The sequence below is a fragment of the Snodgrassella gandavensis genome, assembly GCF_914768025.1.
GTDB lineage: Bacteria > Pseudomonadota > Gammaproteobacteria > Burkholderiales > Neisseriaceae > Snodgrassella > Snodgrassella gandavensis.
This window is the reverse complement of record NZ_CAJZCE010000015.1, coordinates 27,111-43,624: the sequence shown is the minus strand read 5'-3', so window position 1 is coordinate 43,624 and position 16,514 is coordinate 27,111. Positions and strand designations below refer to the sequence as shown.

Below are 16,514 nucleotides of genomic sequence, written 5' to 3'. Positions count from 1 at the left end.
CAGATAGATTAATGCCAAAATTATTTATTGCTAAAACAATATATTGCTTATTATTGCCATCTTTTGGATATGACTGGTATTGACAGCGATGCCAATGTTACCTATACTGCACATCTTTCACGCACCCGTAGCTCAGTTGGATAGAGTATCTGGCTACGAACCAGAGGGTCGGGCGTTCGAATCGCTCCGGGTGCACCAGATTTCCGCGCCCATCGTCTAGCGGTTAGGACATCGCCCTTTCACGGCGGTAACCGGGGTTCGATTCCCCGTGGGCGTGCCAGTAAATAAGAAAAAGCCAGTTCAGCAGAACTGGCTTTTTCTTTTATCTCCTGATTGGTTTCAGCGCAATATCAAATTTAAGCTGATTGCAGAATCTCATCACGGTAATCCTGTTACCTGAATCTTGCCATTAATGCTTAACGTTAACTGTGTTTCACCCGCGGCAATATCCTGAACTGGAGCAGAGTCTGCTGCACGACTTAACATCACCGGCGCCGCATAAGCACCATAATTCTGCGCATCCTGACTGCTGCCTAAACTCATACTCACCACTTTGTAGTCATGTCCGCCCAGTTCGTGAGCAATTTGCACTGCACGTTGCTGAAAACGTGCAATAGCCTGCCGCGTTAGTTTGGTTTCATAGTTTTGCAGCGTAGTATCCGCAACCTGATAATTAATAGCGACAATGGCAGCCTGATTCTGTACATCAGCAGCAAACTTGTTCAGTGCAGATAAATTTGTGCTTTTAACCTGTAGCAGCGCACTGTCCTGCCAGCCATTATCCACACGTTTATCTTTCTGATAGTCAAATTTCGGTTCAACCGTGCGTGTCAATTGCGTTGTATTAAAATCATCATGCCGGCGTGCCGCAGCTAGAACCTGATTCAGGCGTGTGGTAACAGTATTGCTGATTTGCTGCCTATTGCTTCCCTGTTGCTGAATTTTTAACACCAGCACCATTTCATCACGAGCAACAGTTTGCGTAGCCTGTGCGCTTAACTCAACGATGCCATAATTCAATCCTTCTGCCAGACAACTAAAAGAACTGACAGACAGCAATATAGAAATCACATATGAGAAAAGGCGTATATTCATTGGGTAAACTCTGGTCGCAATCTGATTAAAACAGATTAGCAAAGCCTTAGTATGAATACAACAATTAATTGATAGACAAGGGAAAATATGAACAACAGAAGACAGAAAAACAAGAAAGTCTGGGATGAGGGTGGCGAGCCAAACCCCCGGCACTGGTCGCTTTAAGATGGGCTGCTTGCTTCCGCACCTGACCCGTTGTCCTAAATAACCATGCGAGGAGACCCGCCACAGCAGCGTATTATACCGATAGTTGTATTAATTCCCAAATTTTTTCGCAATTTATTGATGAATAAAAAATCTTGCTAGTAAAAATATAATTATTTCAAAGAACTATATACTATAACTAAATACGGATTTTAGTTTTACGTGCGCCATAATTTGGCTGTAGCAAGGCGCATTGCGGCTGATTGTGGCGACTAAAGCGGCGCGCACGTCCCGGAATCTGCTGGCAGGGAACCACGACTTCCTTATTGTCCTGTACTTTATTGGTGTTATTCAGATTAGGTTTGGCTACACGTTCACGTTGACGCGGTGCTTCACGCTCAACCTTAACTGATGAAGCCTGTGAGGCTTTATTTTCTGCTGGTGTCTGTTCCCACCAATGTGGTTCAAAACCCTCAATCCGCTCAATCAGCAATTCATTTCCGGTTAAATCCTTAATGGCATTAAATACTTTCTGTTCCTGCTCATCCATCAGTGAAATGGCCACACCTTCAGCACCAGCCCGGCCAGTACGACCAATACGGTGTACATAATCTTCTGCATTCAGTGGCAGTTCATAATTGATCACAAATGGAAGCTCGGCTATATCCAGACCACGTGCTGCTACATCAGTGGCAACCAGAACACGCAGACTGCCTTCCTTAAACTGTGCCAGCGTTTCCAGACGGGTTTGCTGTGATTTATCACCGTGAATTGCCTGAGCACTGATACCACGACGGTTTAATTCCCGATTAACCTGATCGACACTTTGCTTGGTATTGCAAAACACAATTACCTGATTCATGTTCAGGTCGCTAATCAGTCGCTGTAACAATGAACGCTTGCGCCCGCTATCCAGAGCAATAATATGCTGTTCCACATTGGCCGAAGTCGTATTTTGTGCTGCCACCTGAATTTTTTCCGGATTACACATAAAATCCTGAGCCAATCGCTGAATTGCCGGCGCAAAAGTTGCTGAAAACAGCAGCGTTTGACGTTGTGGTGGCAGCATTTGCATGATTTTGCGGATATCATCAATAAAGCCCATATCCAGCATACGGTCGGCTTCATCCAGAACCACAATCTCCACCTTATTTAGCTGGATATTCTTTTGTTGTACATGGTCAAGCAGACGCCCTACCGTCGCAATAACAATCTCACAGCCCTGACGCAAATCCTGCTTCTGAAGTTCCATATTCATACCGCCGAACAATACTGTCTGGCGTAAAGACAGATTTTTCAGATAACCCTGTACATTCTGGTCAATCTGGTCAGCCAGCTCACGTGTTGGCGTCAATACCAGCATACGCACCGGATGCATAGCCGGTGAAGTACTGCTGTTAGCATAACGTTTCAGCCTTTCCAGACTGGGCAACATAAAGGCAGCAGTTTTTCCTGTACCAGTTTGCGCCGCAGCAAGTAAATCCATACCCGCCAAAGCTTTCGGAATAGCTGCATGCTGAATCGGTGTCGGTTCCTGATAGCCCTGATCTGTCAGCGCAGAGACGATTTCCTGAGATAAACCCAGATTGGCAAAAGCATTCATATTAGACAACCTCCAGTTGCTGCCTACAATGACATGCAACTGTTACGAATTCGATAGAATTGATGACTGTTTAAACGTCAACATTTTTAAGAAGAACACATAACATTGGGTATCAAACCATCATGTTATGGTCATAGCAACAATATAGTCACTTATGTAAACCAATAGTGTATCATCTTTATCAACCCGTTATAAACCTGACAACTATCTACCTAAAAATAAATAAAAATTCGTAAAATAATCATCCGCAAGAAATAATTACAGTCATCCATATCCAGCCACAGACGGGCATTTACTCCCTCACTGGCAGGCAAGAAAATTGTAAAATTCAAATAGATAGCATAACTAAACTTTTGCTAAACACCTGACCATAGGCTTATGCGATAATTGATTTATTAAAGTTAATTACATAGCAAGCGAGCATAGCATCATGTCTGATGAAAAAAGTAAAGCACTGACTGCGGCACTGGCGCAGATAGAAAAAAGTTTTGGTAAAGGTTCCATCATGAAAATGGATGGTAGCCATACCGACGAAAACCTTGAAGTCATCTCTACAGGTTCACTCGGGCTGGACTTGGCTCTGGGCGTAGGTGGTTTACCCCGTGGCCGTATCGTAGAAATTTATGGCCCCGAATCTTCCGGTAAAACCACCTTATGTCTGGAAGCTATTGCCCAATGTCAAAAGGGTGGTGGCGTATGTGCCTTTATCGATGCTGAAAATGCCTTTGACCCCATCTATGCACGCAAGCTGGGTGTAAAAGTCGAGGAACTTCTGGTATCGCAGCCTGATACCGGCGAACAGGCACTGGAAATCTGCGACATGCTGGTACGCAGTGGCGGGGTAGATATGCTGGTAGTTGATTCCGTGGCAGCACTGGTACCCAAAGCTGAAATCGAAGGCGAAATGGGAGACAGCCATGTGGGTTTACAGGCACGTCTGATGAGTCAGGCGTTGCGCAAACTGACCGGCAACATCAAAAAAACCAATACACTGGTTATCTTTATTAACCAGATTCGTATGAAAATTGGTGTAATGTTTGGCAATCCCGAGACGACTACTGGTGGTAACGCCCTCAAATTCTACTCATCCGTACGTCTGGACATCCGCAAGATTGGTCAGATAAAAAAAGGAGATGATGCTCTCGGTAACGAAACCCGCGTCAAAGTTATCAAAAACAAAGTTGCCCCACCGTTCAAACAGGCCGAATTTGATATCCTGTACGGCGAGGGCATAAGCTGGGAAGGCGAACTGATTGATATCGGTGTGAAAATGGGGATTGTAGAAAAAGCCGGAGCTTGGTATAGCTACAATGGCAGCAAAATTGGTCAGGGTAAAGACAATGTGCGCCAATGGCTCAAAGATAATCCCGAAATTGCCAATGAAATTAACCTTAAAATTCGCAACAAAGTTGGCATCTCTGCCCAGAATACCGAAGGGCAACTGGATGAAACTGACGGCGAAGCGCCTGCTGAAGAGTAAATTAATAAAAAAGCTGCCTATACACAGGCAGCTTTTAATATCCAGCCAAAGCGATTTTTGTATTAACTTAGCTACAGCACATAATTAACCATATAAAAAATAAACTTGTGCATAACCTGAAATCTCACCGGCAAAACTCCTACCGTATCGGAATTCAGAATATAAATATATCCGTTACAAGCACTAAAATCTATATTGCCTAATGCCATACATTAAGATTTCCTATTCAGGCAAAAAATGCTTTTAACCCAAAATTACGCTATGATATAAATATGATATAAATCAGAAAAAACAGCAATTCAGAAATTCCATACCCAAAGCAGCATATAAATATACAGACCAAGTAAAAATCATGATTACCTTAGCTGAATACCAGCAGCAAACTGCCGCCGGCTATACCCATATCCCCTTAGTACAAGAAGTACTGGCAGACATGGATACGCCCTTATCGCTTTATCTGAAACTAGCGAATAAACCATTCAGCTACCTGCTTGAGTCTGTAGTCAACGGTGAGCGTTTTGGACGATACTCCTTTATTGGCTTGCCCTGTGATACTTATTTAAAAATATCTGGTAAAACCACCGAGGTTTATCAGCACGCGCAGCTAGTTGAAAAACACCAGGGCAGTCCGCTAGCATTTATTAACGCATTTCAGGCCAGATACAAAACTCCCGATATCCCAGACTTACCCCGGTTTACCGGTGGACTGGTAGGCTATTTCGGTTATGAAACCATCTATCATTTTGAGCAGATTGCTCACCGCCTGAAACAGGCGGACAAACCTAATCCCATCGGTGTGCCAGATATCTTTCTGCTGCTTTCATTAGAATTGGCTGTGGTCGATAATCTGTCTGGAAAAATCTATCTGATTGTTTATGCCGATACCAGTAAAAAAGACGGTTATCAGCAGGCACGCGCACGGCTGGATGAATTGCGTACCGCCCTGCGCCAGAGCGTACAACTACCGCTGTCACTTGGCAGCAAACAAACTGAGCCCATTGCTGAAACCGGCGAAGAGCAATACAAAAACTATGTTAAACGAGTACGTGAATACATCCTTAATGGCGATTGCATGCAAGTTGTACCCAGCCAGCGCCTGAGCATGCCATTTCATGATAATCCACTCAGCCTGTACCGCGCTTTGCGTACCCTGAATCCCTCTCCTTATTTATTCTATTATCACTTCGATGATTTTCATGTTGTCGGCTCTTCTCCGGAAATTCTAGTGCGGCGCGAACAAAACAGCGTAACCGTACGTCCGATAGCCGGAACCCGACCACGTGGCCAAACACCAGAACAAGATCAGGCCTTGGCACAAGAGCTGATCAACGACCCCAAAGAAGTGGCCGAGCACGTAATGTTAATCGATCTCGGCCGTAATGATGTCGGGCGCGTCAGCAAAATAGGGCAGGTAAAAGTAACCGATAAAATGATTATCGAACGCTATTCCCACGTAATGCATCTGGTGTCCAATGTAGAAGGTGAATTACAGGATGGCATGTCTAATCTGGACGTACTGGCAGCCACCTTTCCGGCGGGTACGCTTTCAGGTGCTCCAAAAGTACGGGCTTTAGAAATTATCGAAGAGCTTGAACCAAATAAGCGTGGCATCTATGGCGGAGCTGTAGGCTACCTAAGTTTTTCCGGTGATATGGATTTATGTATTGCCATTCGTACCGGCGTTATCCGAAATAACACCCTATATGTACAAAGTGGTGGTGGTATCGTGTTTGATTCCGATGAAGAACTGGAGTGGCAGGAAACCCAGAATAAAGCCAGAGCCGTTATCAGAGCAGCACATATGGTGCAACAAGGTCTGGATAAATAATATATAAATTTTTATATAGCCGCAGAACATTCCAGACTTTAATACAAATTAATAGAATCAAATCTTTTTATAATTATCACAACCATCTTTTGATCCTTTATCACATGCTTGCTTGAAATATTTTTTCGCTAATAAGTTATTTTTCTCAACACCACGACTTTCAAAATACATTTTGCCTAATTCATATTGAGCTCTTGCATCACCTTGTTCTGCTTCTTGTTTACAAAATGGGAAAGCCTTTACATAGTTTTCTTCTCTCTCTAAAAATGCACAACCATCGGCAAAAACGGATGTTGAAAGCATGATAAGTAATGTCATTAATAATATTTTTTCAGGATTATCTTTATATTTTATTCTAAAAAATTTTTTTATTAAAAACATAATAATGATGTAGTACCTGTTTATGAGCACAAAGCACTTTTTTCCGAATAAATCATATAAAAATATATTTAATATATAATTTTTTGAGTTTCTGCTACCAGTTTCTTTTTTATCAATAAAATTAAAACGCTTCAAGAACATCCTGTTCCTACACCTAAGCAGATTTAAATAGTAGTTTTTAAAATAAAAAATTCTGTATCAGGAGTAACTAGACTTATCATCTCACCAACAGGAAACGTAGTAGGATAACTCATCAATGACAAAACAAATGGAGATAAACAAGTAAATTGCTATATAACCCAGAAAATTTAAACCAGAAATCAGCGGTAAATTTAAATTGGTTCCAACCATACTTTAATATCCGTGGGCGGTGCATAGTAGGGCGCAGATGTTACCAGTAGTTCTGCGCCCGCACGAGCGTAATCTGCCACATTTAAGAGCGTAATTCCACCAGCGGCCGACAGTAAACTCTTAGGTTCCGCCATTTGGCGTTGTGCCAATACCCATGCAAATTCTTCCGGTGTAAATTTATCCAGTTGCACAATATCTGCCTGTGCCTTCAACGCCGCTAATGCTTCTTCAACATTATTCGCCTCTACAATAACTTTTTTTTCGGGCGCAGCCTGCCGTAAGCGCGCCACCATTGCTACCCAATTATCCGGTTCTGCACAAAAATGTCGGTGATTGGCAAACAGTAAAAGCGATTCAGCCGTACCGGCACGATGCAAAATCCCGCCACCATCAACCACTGCTGCAATAGCCAGCGACTTAGTGCCAGGAATACATTTACGTGTACAGGCAATCTGTACTTGTGGATTAATGGCTTGTGCAATAGCCACCATCTGTGCCATATACTGAGCTACACCACCACACCATTCCAGCACATTCTGTACCACTTTCCAGCCTTGATGCAGATTTTCCACATGGCCAATAGCCGTTAATAGTACCGTGCCTGCCGCTACATCTTCCCCATCCCTAACATGTGCCACTACTTTCAGCGCCAGCTTCCGCAATAATTTCATTGCAACCGACACGCCACTTACCCGACCAGCTTGGCGACGGTAAAACGACATCTGCCCATCTTGCTGGCCAATGCCTAAAGCGCGTGTAGTTAAATCACCATAAGCAATATCATCCAGTAAGAGCCTGTCCAGCTCAGCATCAGATAGATAAAACATGTCTTTATCTCCTATATAAAATTAATTTTATTACCAAAAAATTTTAAATTGATATAACTTTTATGTCATAAAATATCAATTCCCCTATCAATATTTACTGTTCCTAAGCTGTTGTGTTTACCATTATCAACCTGAATTATAAGATGATTTAGTGATTATTTCGGTACGGATGCTATCATCGACAGGTATTTATGCTGAGGCTTTGCTCAATACTTAATCGTATCAAAAAGCTCGAATATAAGGAGAATCATCAATGTATTTATTGAGTATATTGCGAATTACAGCTTAATTTCAGGGTATGGGATAAAAGGCATTCCACTACGAAGTCGGGATAAGTTATTAGCCTACAATAAATGGAATTAGCATATTTTTTCTTTTGCACTACTGCTTTTGTCTATACGTGCCAGTGGTTCATGGTTGTCTGGGTCTGTTTGGGTATATTCGTGCATGCCAACTATTTCTATAGCATACAGATAGGTTAGTATTCGCGCTTTTACTGCTATATGCGCAGAAGGATGTTGGCTGGATCGTTTTGTGTTGCATCTGAAAAATACTGATAGGAAATAAATCTTTACCGTAATAGTAGTCTAAGGGAACGATGCCCGATTGGTGATAGGCAGCATTTTCAGTCTATCATAAATAATGCTAATTGAATTATTATAGTTTGGGACAATGGCAGGCTGGTTGGTATGGCTCGTTGTATGACAGATTTTGTATATGTGACTTATCTGGCCGATATTGCGGTAGATGATTGTTATCAGCGGCAGGGTATTGGCAAGCAGTTGATTAGGGAAATTCAGAAAAATAGTGATTTTAATGCCAAAATAATATTAACTGCAGTGCCACAGGCAGTGGATTATTATGGTCATATTGGTTTTGCTGCTCATCCATCAGTTTGGATTTTAAATAGACCATTGTGACAGGAAGAATTTGCGATTCTTTATTTTGATATTTGGTTGTATATTTGTGACGGCTGATTATCAGATGCTTATTTGTTATCGGCTTTGGTGCAACTGGTTAGGTTGTCGTGGCGAGATGACAGGTATGAACTGGCTAAATCGGCACAGCAGCCGCAACAGGTGGCTACGCCAAGCTGCGCCTGTAGGTCGGTGAGGCTGGAAGCGCCGGCGGCTACGGTTTCTTTTATCTGGCGATCGGTGATGGCATTGCACAGACAAACGTACATGATTTTTCCTTTGTGGATGTGGTTTGTTTTTGCGAATGAAGATGATAATAGATTTCATTATTGTTATCAAGTGGTGTATGGCTAAGGTCGATAGGTTAAGCATGTATTTGCTTGGATAAGAATAAAGCCGACTGGCAAAGTCGGCTTTATTTAGTTCGCTGCTGGATTTAATCTTCTGGGGTATCCAGTACATCTACTTCGGTGTTGCTGTTTTCTTCTGGTTCGGCAATGCGTTCCAGACTAACCAGTTTTTCGCCTTCATCTAGATTGATGAGTTTTACGCCGGCAGCAGCACGGCCGGTGGCGCGTATCTGATCGACTTTGGTGCGAATCAGTACGCCACCGCTGGTAATCAGCATGAGGTCGTCGCTGTCGGCCACGAGGGTGGCGGCCACGAGGTCGCCATTGCGTTCACCGGTATCGATGGCAATGACGCCCTGAGTACCACGGCCGGAACGGCGGTAATCGTCAACGACGGTGCGTTTGCCGAAGCCGTTAGCGGTGGCGGTAAGTACCAGTTTGTTGCCGTCTTCTTCGGCATCGTATGCCAGCAGGCTGATGACCTGATTGTTTTCAGCCAGTTTCATGCCACGTACGCCACGGGCGCTGCGTCCCATTGCACGGACGTTGTCTTCGCTGAAGCGTACAGCTTTACCGCCATTGGAAAACAGCATGATGTCGTGTTTGCCGGTAGTTTTTACGGCGCCAATTAGGTGGTCGCCTTCGTCCAGTCCGAGGGCGATGATGCCGGCAATACGTGGGCGGGAGAAGTCGATCAGGGAGGTTTTTTTGACGATGCCCTGTTCGGTACACATGAAGACGTATTCGTTTTCGCTGAATTCGCGTACTGGCAGGATGGTGTTGATTTTTTCACCCTCTTCGAGCTGAATCAGGTTGTTAACCGGCCGGCCACGGCTGTTGCGGCCACCTTCGGGCAGTTTGTAGACTTTTATCCAGTGACATTTGCCCAAGCTGGTGAAGCACAGCAGGTAGTCGTGGGTGTTGGCGATAAACAGGGTTTCGATAAAGTCTTCGTCTTTGGTGGCGGTGGCCTGTTTGCCACGGCCGCCACGCCGTTGTGCCTGATAGTCGTCTACCTGCTGGGTTTTGATGTAGCCACCATGGGTGAGGGTAACAACCATGTCGCGCTGCGGGATCAGATCTTCGTCGGCAATGTCGCCACCGAAGGCATTGATTTCGCTGCGGCGTTCGTCACCAAACTGTTGCTGAATGGCAGTCAGTTCGTCATGGATAATCTGGTTGATGCGCACTGGATTGGCCAGAATGTCGAGCAGGTCGAGAATGATATCGAGGACGCTTTTGTATTCATCAACGATTTTATCCTGTTCCAAACCGGTAAGGCGTTGCAGACGCATGTCGAGGATGGCCTGTGCCTGTGCGTCGGAAAGGAAGTAGTCGTTGCCAAGCAGTCCGGTATTTTCGGGTAAATCCTGTGGCTTAACCAGTTGGGCGTCGATGTCGCTGCGGGCAAGCATCTGAGCAACCAGACCTGAGCGCCACGGACGTGAGGTTAAGGCAGCCTTGGCTTCAGGTGGGGTTGCAGAAGCTTTAATGAGGGTGATGATTTCGTCAAGGTTGGACAGGGCTACGGCCAGACCTTCAAGTACGTGGCCACGTTCGCGTGCTTTGCGCAAGGCAAACATGGTGCGCCGGGTAACGACTTCGCGGCGATGACGTAAAAATTCATTCAGTATCTGTTTCAGATTGAGCAGACGTGGCTGGCCGTCTACCAGTGCCACCATGTTGATACCGAAGCTGTCTTGCAGCTGCGTTAGTTTATAGAGTTGGTTGAGTACAACTTCAGCATTTTCGTTGCGTTTGAGTTCGATAACCACGCGCATGCCGGATTTGTCTGATTCGTCGCGCAGGTCGGAAATACCTTCGATAATTTTGCTGTGTACGAGCTCACCAATTTTTTCGACCAGTCTGGCTTTGTTTACCTGATACGGGATTTCATCAATGATGATGGCCTCGCGATCGTCGTGTTTGCCGATTGGTTCGATGTGGGTTTTGCCACGCATGACGACGCGGCCGCGGCCGGTGCGGTAGCCTTCGCGCACGCCGGAGAGGCCATAGATGATGCCGCCGGTAGGAAAATCCGGTGCTGGAATCAGGTTGATAAGTTCGTCAATGCTGAGGTTTTCGTTGGCCAGCAGGGCTTTGGCGCCGCCAAGCACTTCGTTGATGTTGTGTGGCGGTATGTTGGTAGCCATGCCGACGGCGATACCGGATGAGCCGTTAACCAGCAGTGCCGGAATCCGGGTAGGCAGTACGGCTGGTTCGCTTTCGTTGCCGTCGTAGTTGGGAATGAAGTCGACGGTTTCCTGATCGATATCGGCCAGTAATTCGTGCGCAATTTTGGCCATGCGGATTTCGGTATAACGCATGGCTGCGGCGCTGTCGCCATCAACGGAACCAAAATTACCCTGTCCGTCTACCAGCATGTAGCGCATGGAGAAGTCTTGAGCCATGCGTACGATGGTGTCGTAAACGGCGGTGTCGCCGTGCGGGTGGTATTTACCGATAACATCGCCGACAATACGTGCTGATTTTTTGTAGGCACGATTCCAGTCGTTGTTCAGCTCGTGCATGGCGTACAGTACACGGCGATGAACTGGTTTCAGGCCATCACGCACATCGGGAAGGGCGCGTCCTACGATAACGCTCATGGCGTAATCGAGGTAGGAGCGGCGCATTTCTTCTTCAAGAGATACTGTTATGGTTTCTTTGGCAAAAAGTGCATCAGACATAATGGCTTTACTACTTTGGAGAGCATTGTTTATTTTACCATAGCAGTCATTGGTTTCTGATTATTTTTCGTTGTGAAGACGATTTGGTGTAAAAAACCTTGTTGTTAAAGGGGTTAAAGATATGCCCACAATATTTGTGGATAAATCTGTGGAAAATGAAAGTTGTGCTTGGATAATTGCCTGAAAATCAAGCTTTGTATGTGCTTGCCTAAAAAATAAGCCTGAAAATTAAATCTTTTAAAAACATATATTTAAAAATATATAAGACTGGAGCAAGTCTGTTTCATCTTTTTACACGCTTTGGTGCTGTAAATTTAATTCATGTGGATAAAATCATTCTGTCAAGTCTGTTTTGCTCTTGACAGAATGACGGGTAGTGGTGGTAGTGGGTTAAGTTATGCTGCTGGTAAGGAAATTTTTATGCATTCTCTGAATCTGCCTGTGTGTGCATCGCCGGATGGTTTAGCCACTGAGGCATGGGTATTTGTACGGGTCATTGATAATTTTGGTGATGTGGGGGTGGGCTGGCGCTTAAGCTGCCTGCTGGCAGATTATTTGTGCTTGCGGGTACGCTTGTGGATTGATGATGTGGACGCGCTGGACAGGCTGGTACCGGAACGCGCCGGCTATCAGGCGCAGATTATGGTGGAAGTGTGGCAGGATGAGGCTGTGGTGCAACGGCAACTGGCTGATGCTGCCGATCCGGTGCTGGTGATTGAGACATTTGGCTGTGATTTGCCGCCAGCGGTGCTGGCACGCATGACTGAATGCCGGCCATTATGGCTGAACTGGGAATACCTGACGGCAGAAGACTGGGCGGTGGATTTACATGCTATGCCATCGTTGCAGGCCAATGGGCTGGAAAAGTATTTTTGGTTTATGGGCATTGATGCGGCCAGTGGTGGTTTGTTGCGTGAAGCTGATTATGTGGCTGAGCGGGCTGCATTCTTGCAGCAGCCGTTGCTACAGCAGGCATTCAGGCAGCAGTATGGTTTGCCGTTGCAGCATAGCGGCCAGTTGTGGCTGGTGTTTGCCTATGCTTCGGTGTGCTGGTCGCAATGGATGGCGATGTGGCAGCAGGCAGATACGCCGATAACGCTGTGGCTGGCCGGGGGGCAGGTGATAGACAGTCTGCGCGCTCAACAGGCAATCCCCCCAGATGCTCTGCAACAGGACGGTGATGTCTGGGTAGTGGGTAAGATGACGCTGGTGCGTATTCCGTTTGTGCCGCAGGTGGCCTTTGACCGCTTGCTGTGGCTGGCCGATGCGGCGATTGTGCGTGGTGAGGACAGTTTTGTGCGTGCCTTATGGGCTGGGTTGCCGTTTTTCTGGCATATTTACCGACAGGATGATGATGCTCATCTGCACAAGCTGCATGCATTCTGGAACAAGGCTACGGCAGGTTGGCCAGCAGGATTGCAGGCGGCTTTTATGCTGTTGGCGGATGATTTGAATGGGGCAGGCAGTCTGGATGGGTTAAGGCGTGTAGCGGCGTGGCAGGAATTGTGTGCGGACTGGCAAAGTTGGGTAAAAGCAGCCGCGGCGTGGTCTGAAATGCTGCATGCGCAGGATGGTGCGCTGGAAAAACTAGCCAGATTCTGCCATCTTCCGCTAAAATAATGTACTTATCTATTTGCTGAACATTTTTGGAAGTTAGATTAAAGATGAAAACCGCACAAGAATTGCGCCCGGGTAATGTGTTTATGGTGGGCAATGATCCAATGGTGGTGCAGAAGTCCGAATACAATAAATCCGGTCGTAATGCTGCCGTGGTGAAAATGAAACTGAAAAATCTGCTGACTGGTGCTGCTACGGAAACGGTATATAAAGCCGATGAGAAGTTTGATGTGGTAGTACTTGATCGCAAACAGTGTACTTACAGCTATTTTGCTGACCCGATGTATGTTTTCATGGATGATGAATTCAATCAGTATGAAGTGGAAGCTGAAAACATTGGTGATGCCATCAAGTTTATTGTGGATGGCATGGAAGAAAAATGTGAAGTGACTTTCTATGATGGTCGCGCTATTTCTGTGGAATTGCCTACCATTATCGTTCGTGAAGTGGAATACACTGAGCCGGCGGTAAAAGGTGATACCTCTGGTAAAGTGATGAAGAATGCCCGTCTGGTAGGTGGTGCCGAGATTCAGGTGGCTGCTTATGTTGAAAATGGCGATAAGGTGGAAATTGATTCACGTACTTTTGAGTTCCGCAAACGCGCTTAACTGATTTTCTTGCTGACAGGCTGTCTGAAGAATTTCAGGCAGCCTGTTTTGTTGTGATTTACGCGGCATCACGCTGCCTGATGTTTATGACGGCTTGCCGTCTTTTATTGTTTGTATTGTTTAAGTTTGTAGGTGAAACATGTTGTTTGAATTGAATCAGCATGGCCGCGGTGAGCTGCTGGCTGAATGCCGCAGGTTGTTGCGGCTGGCGTTGCCGATTCTTGTCGCACAGGCAGCGCAGGTGGGTGTAGGTGTGGTGGATACGGTGATGGCCGGTCATGCCAGTGCCAATGATCTGGCCGGGGTGGCTTTGGGCTCGAATGTATTTATTACTCTGTATATTACTTTTCTGGGGGTGATGACGGCGTTGCAGCCGATACTGGCGCAGTTGTATGGCGCCGGAAAAACCACGGAAATTGGTGAGCAGGGGCGGCAGGGGCTGTGGTTCGGGCTGTTTCTGGGGGTGCTGGGTATGCTGCTGTTGTGGGCGCTGATTGCGCCGATGCAGCGCTGGCTGAATATGGGCTCGTATGTTAATGGTGTGTTTGGCCAGTTTGTGTTCTTTATTGCGCTGGGTATGCCGGCAGCGATGATTCATCGGGCTTTTTATGCTTTTGCTTCGTCTTTAAATCGCCCGAAACCGATCATGGTGGTGAGCCTGATTGCGTTGTTGCTGAATATTCCGCTGAATTATGTTTTTGTTTATGGCAAGTATGGTATGCCGGAGCTGGGCGGGGCGGGCTGTGGTCTGGCATCGGCTATCTGTTTCTGGTTTAATGCGATTGTGTTGGGTATCTATGTGGTGCGCCAACGCTTTTTTGCACCGTTTGCGCTGTTTGCGCGCTTTGACTGGCCACACTGGCGTTTGCAGGGTTCTCTGTTGCGGCTGGGTATTCCGATTGGGATGTCGTTTTTTCTTGAGGTGAGCCTGTTTACCTTTATTAGCTTACTGATTGCGCGTTTCGGGGTAACTCAGGTAGCTGCGCAACAGGTGGTAATCAGTATTACTTCTCTGATTTATATGTTGCCGCAAAGTGTGGGTATTGCGCTGGCGGTGTGTGTCGGGCAGGCTGTCGGTGCGTGTAAATGGCAGCGTGCTCGCTTTGTTTCGGGTGTGGGGCTGAGCATGGGGCTGTTGGGCGCCTGTTTCACCGGGGTGATGTTGTTGTTGTTCCGGCATTTCTGGGTGGGTTTGTATACGGCTGATCAGGAAGTGATTCTGCTGGGTGGAACGCTGCTGATTTTTGCGGCGGTTTTCCAGCTATCGGATGCCACACAAACGATTGCTTCGTATGCTTTGCGTGGCTACAAGCTGACCAAGATCCCGATGGTGATTCACGCGTTCAGTTTCTGGGGGCTGGGGCTGGGCTTTGGCTGTTTATTTGGTTTGTATTTTGGTATGGCGCTGTATGGTTTCTGGCTGGCGCTGGTACTGGCATTAACGGGTGCGGCTGTGGCGCTGGTGTGGTATCTGCACCGGCAAAGTGAAAAAATTGCGCTGGCGCATGCGGAAAGAGAATCATGATTGATGTGGTTGAACATGCAGATTTACAGCCATTAAATACCTTTGCTCTGCCGGTGCGCGCACGCTGGCTGGTAACGCTAGAAGATAGTGCTCAGTTGCCGGACATTATGGCATTGCCACAATTTGACCGGCAAAGTGTGCTGTGGCTGGGTGGCGGGAGTAATATTCTGTTTTGTGAGGATTATCCGGCGCTGGTGGTACGCATGGCCAATCGTGGCATCCGGCTGGTGGCGGATGATGGTGAGCGGGTGGTGGTAGAAGCTGCTGCGGGTGAAAACTGGCACGAATTTGTGCAGTATACGCTGGCACAGGGCTGGTGCGGGCTGGAAAATCTCAGTCTGATTCCCGGTACGGTAGGAGCTGCGCCAGTACAGAATATTGGTGCTTATGGGGTTGAAGTACAATCCTGTATTGAGGCGGTGCAGTGTTTTGACCTTGAAGCACGGCAACTGCGCTGGCTAAGCTGCGCTGAATGTTGTTTTGCTTATCGTGACAGTATTTTCAAACACGGTGAACAGGGACGTTATGTGATTGTGGCGGTGCGGTTTGCTCTGTCGCGCAGTTTTACGCCGCAGTTGCATTATGGTGATCTGGCGCAGGTGGTGGCAGAACTGGCACAGGGACAAATGCTAACGGCCACTATGGTGGCACAGGCAGTATGCCGTATTCGTCAGCAGAAATTACCTGATCCGCGTGTGCTGGGCAGTGCCGGCAGTTTCTTTAAAAATCCTGTTGTGCCGGCTGCGCTGGCGACCTCTTTATTAGGCTGCTATCCGGATTTGCCGCATTATCCGCAGCCTGACGGACAGGTGAAGCTGGCTGCTGGCTGGCTGATTGACCGGTGTGGTCTGAAGGGGTATCAGCTTGGCGGGGCTGCGGTACATGAACGGCAGGCGCTGGTGTTGGTGAACAAAAATCAGGCCAGTGCCGCCGATGTGGTTGCGCTGGCACAATATGTTCAGGAATGTGTAGTGCAGCGTTTTCAGGTGAAGCTGGAGCCGGAACCGGTGTGGCTGCCACGAGCACAGCCGTTGGTGGCCAGTTGATGTATGGCAAATTGCTGAAAATGTTATCTGTATGATTTGCGCGGTAAGACAC

General features: G+C 46.7%; 12 protein-coding genes, 2 tRNA genes, 1 other RNA gene and 1 pseudogene. 9 read left to right on the top strand and 7 right to left on the bottom strand.

All coding sequences use genetic code 11. The features are described 5' to 3' along the window. Window positions 1-121: 121 nt before the first annotated feature. Together MJ764_RS09970 and MJ764_RS09965 are read left to right on the top strand one after the other, a co-directional pair. Window positions 122-198 (top strand) — tRNA-Arg (locus tag MJ764_RS09970). 7 nt (window positions 199-205) lie between these two features. After that, window positions 206-280 (top strand) — tRNA-Glu (locus MJ764_RS09965). Window positions 281-378: 98 nt separating this feature from the next. Here MJ764_RS09965 and MJ764_RS09960 read toward each other — a convergent pair. The 3 genes and pseudogenes from MJ764_RS09960 to MJ764_RS09950 all read right to left on the bottom strand — a co-directional run. After that, window positions 379-1,095, bottom strand: a complete 717-nt coding sequence (locus tag MJ764_RS09960) for an SIMPL domain-containing protein (protein WP_239326620.1) — start codon at window positions 1,093-1,095, stop codon at window positions 379-381. A gap of 129 nt (window positions 1,096-1,224) precedes the next feature. Next, window positions 1,225-1,322: signal recognition particle sRNA small type (gene ffs / locus MJ764_RS09955), an RNA gene on the bottom strand. A gap of 286 nt (window positions 1,323-1,608) precedes the next feature. Then, window positions 1,609-2,842: pseudogene (locus MJ764_RS09950) on the bottom strand (DEAD/DEAH box helicase); the annotation flags it as partial. Window positions 2,843-3,272: 430 nt separating this feature from the next. Between MJ764_RS09950 and recA the strand changes: the two are divergent. Together recA and trpE are read left to right on the top strand one after the other, a co-directional pair. Next, window positions 3,273-4,322 (top strand): recombinase RecA, encoded by a 1,050-nt coding sequence (recA, locus tag MJ764_RS09945; protein WP_239326616.1) that lies wholly within the window; start codon window positions 3,273-3,275, stop codon window positions 4,320-4,322. A 352-nt stretch (window positions 4,323-4,674) separates the two neighbouring features. Then, window positions 4,675-6,150, top strand: coding sequence for an anthranilate synthase component I (gene trpE, locus MJ764_RS09940; protein WP_239326614.1), 1,476 nt, complete (start codon window positions 4,675-4,677; stop codon window positions 6,148-6,150). A 57-nt stretch (window positions 6,151-6,207) separates the two neighbouring features. Here trpE and MJ764_RS09935 read toward each other — a convergent pair whose 3' ends face one another. Beyond that, window positions 6,208-6,666 (bottom strand): tetratricopeptide repeat protein, encoded by a 459-nt coding sequence (locus MJ764_RS09935; protein WP_239326612.1) that lies wholly within the window; start codon window positions 6,664-6,666, stop codon window positions 6,208-6,210. 197 nt (window positions 6,667-6,863) lie between these two features. Beyond that, complete coding sequence (gene modD, locus MJ764_RS09930; protein ID WP_239326610.1) at window positions 6,864-7,709, bottom strand: ModD protein; 846 nt, start codon at window positions 7,707-7,709, stop codon at window positions 6,864-6,866. A gap of 653 nt (window positions 7,710-8,362) precedes the next feature. Between modD and MJ764_RS09925 the strand changes: the two genes are divergently transcribed. Then, entirely contained in the window at window positions 8,363-8,629 is a 267-nt protein-coding gene (locus MJ764_RS09925; protein WP_338053849.1) for a GNAT family N-acetyltransferase, read from the top strand. A 68-nt stretch (window positions 8,630-8,697) separates the two neighbouring features. Here the strand turns inward: MJ764_RS09925 and MJ764_RS09920 are convergent, their stop codons facing one another. Beyond that, a complete protein-coding gene (locus MJ764_RS09920; protein ID WP_100090395.1) occupies window positions 8,698-8,895 on the bottom strand; it encodes a (2Fe-2S)-binding protein in 198 nt (65 codons plus the stop codon). A gap of 167 nt (window positions 8,896-9,062) precedes the next feature. Then, window positions 9,063-11,666, bottom strand: coding sequence for a DNA gyrase subunit A (gyrA, locus tag MJ764_RS09915; protein WP_239326606.1), 2,604 nt, complete (start codon window positions 11,664-11,666; stop codon window positions 9,063-9,065). A 420-nt stretch (window positions 11,667-12,086) separates the two neighbouring features. Here gyrA and earP point away from each other — a divergent pair, with 420 nt between their 5' ends. The 4 genes from earP (at window position 12,087) to murB (ending at window position 16,462) form a co-directional block, all read left to right on the top strand. Beyond that, window positions 12,087-13,286 carry an elongation factor P maturation arginine rhamnosyltransferase EarP gene (gene earP, locus MJ764_RS09910; RefSeq protein ID WP_239326604.1) on the top strand — a complete coding sequence of 400 codons (1,200 nt, stop codon included), beginning with the start codon at window positions 12,087-12,089 and terminating at the stop codon, window positions 13,284-13,286. A 44-nt stretch (window positions 13,287-13,330) separates the two neighbouring features. Beyond that, window positions 13,331-13,891 carry an elongation factor P gene (gene efp, locus MJ764_RS09905; protein ID WP_100090392.1) on the top strand — a complete coding sequence of 187 codons (561 nt, stop codon included), beginning with the start codon at window positions 13,331-13,333 and terminating at the stop codon, window positions 13,889-13,891. A 139-nt stretch (window positions 13,892-14,030) separates the two neighbouring features. After that, complete coding sequence (locus MJ764_RS09900; RefSeq protein ID WP_239326602.1) at window positions 14,031-15,416, top strand: MATE family efflux transporter; 1,386 nt, start codon at window positions 14,031-14,033, stop codon at window positions 15,414-15,416. Next, a complete protein-coding gene (gene murB, locus MJ764_RS09895) occupies window positions 15,413-16,462 on the top strand; it encodes a UDP-N-acetylmuramate dehydrogenase (RefSeq protein ID WP_239326600.1) in 1,050 nt (349 codons plus the stop codon). Before MJ764_RS09900 ends, murB begins: the two co-directional genes overlap by 4 nt. Window positions 16,463-16,514 lie beyond the last annotated feature (52 nt).

Bases quoted from the DNA above. Each gene is read 5' to 3' on its own strand.
- MJ764_RS09960 (WP_239326620.1), bottom strand. From the start codon at position 1,095: ATGAATATACGCCTTTTCTCATATGTGATTTCTATATTGCTGTCTGTC.
- MJ764_RS09900 (WP_239326602.1), top strand. From the start codon at position 14,031: ATGTTGTTTGAATTGAATCAGCATGGCCGCGGTGAGCTGCTGGCTGAA.
- earP (WP_239326604.1), top strand. From the start codon at position 12,087: ATGCATTCTCTGAATCTGCCTGTGTGTGCATCGCCGGATGGTTTAGCC.
- recA (WP_239326616.1), top strand. From the start codon at position 3,273: ATGTCTGATGAAAAAAGTAAAGCACTGACTGCGGCACTGGCGCAGATA.
- MJ764_RS09920 (WP_100090395.1), bottom strand. From the start codon at position 8,895: ATGTACGTTTGTCTGTGCAATGCCATCACCGATCGCCAGATAAAAGAA.
- gyrA (WP_239326606.1), bottom strand. From the start codon at position 11,666: ATGTCTGATGCACTTTTTGCCAAAGAAACCATAACAGTATCTCTTGAA.
- murB (WP_239326600.1), top strand. From the start codon at position 15,413: ATGATTGATGTGGTTGAACATGCAGATTTACAGCCATTAAATACCTTT.
- trpE (WP_239326614.1), top strand. From the start codon at position 4,675: ATGATTACCTTAGCTGAATACCAGCAGCAAACTGCCGCCGGCTATACC.
- modD (WP_239326610.1), bottom strand. From the start codon at position 7,709: ATGTTTTATCTATCTGATGCTGAGCTGGACAGGCTCTTACTGGATGAT.
- efp (WP_100090392.1), top strand. From the start codon at position 13,331: ATGAAAACCGCACAAGAATTGCGCCCGGGTAATGTGTTTATGGTGGGC.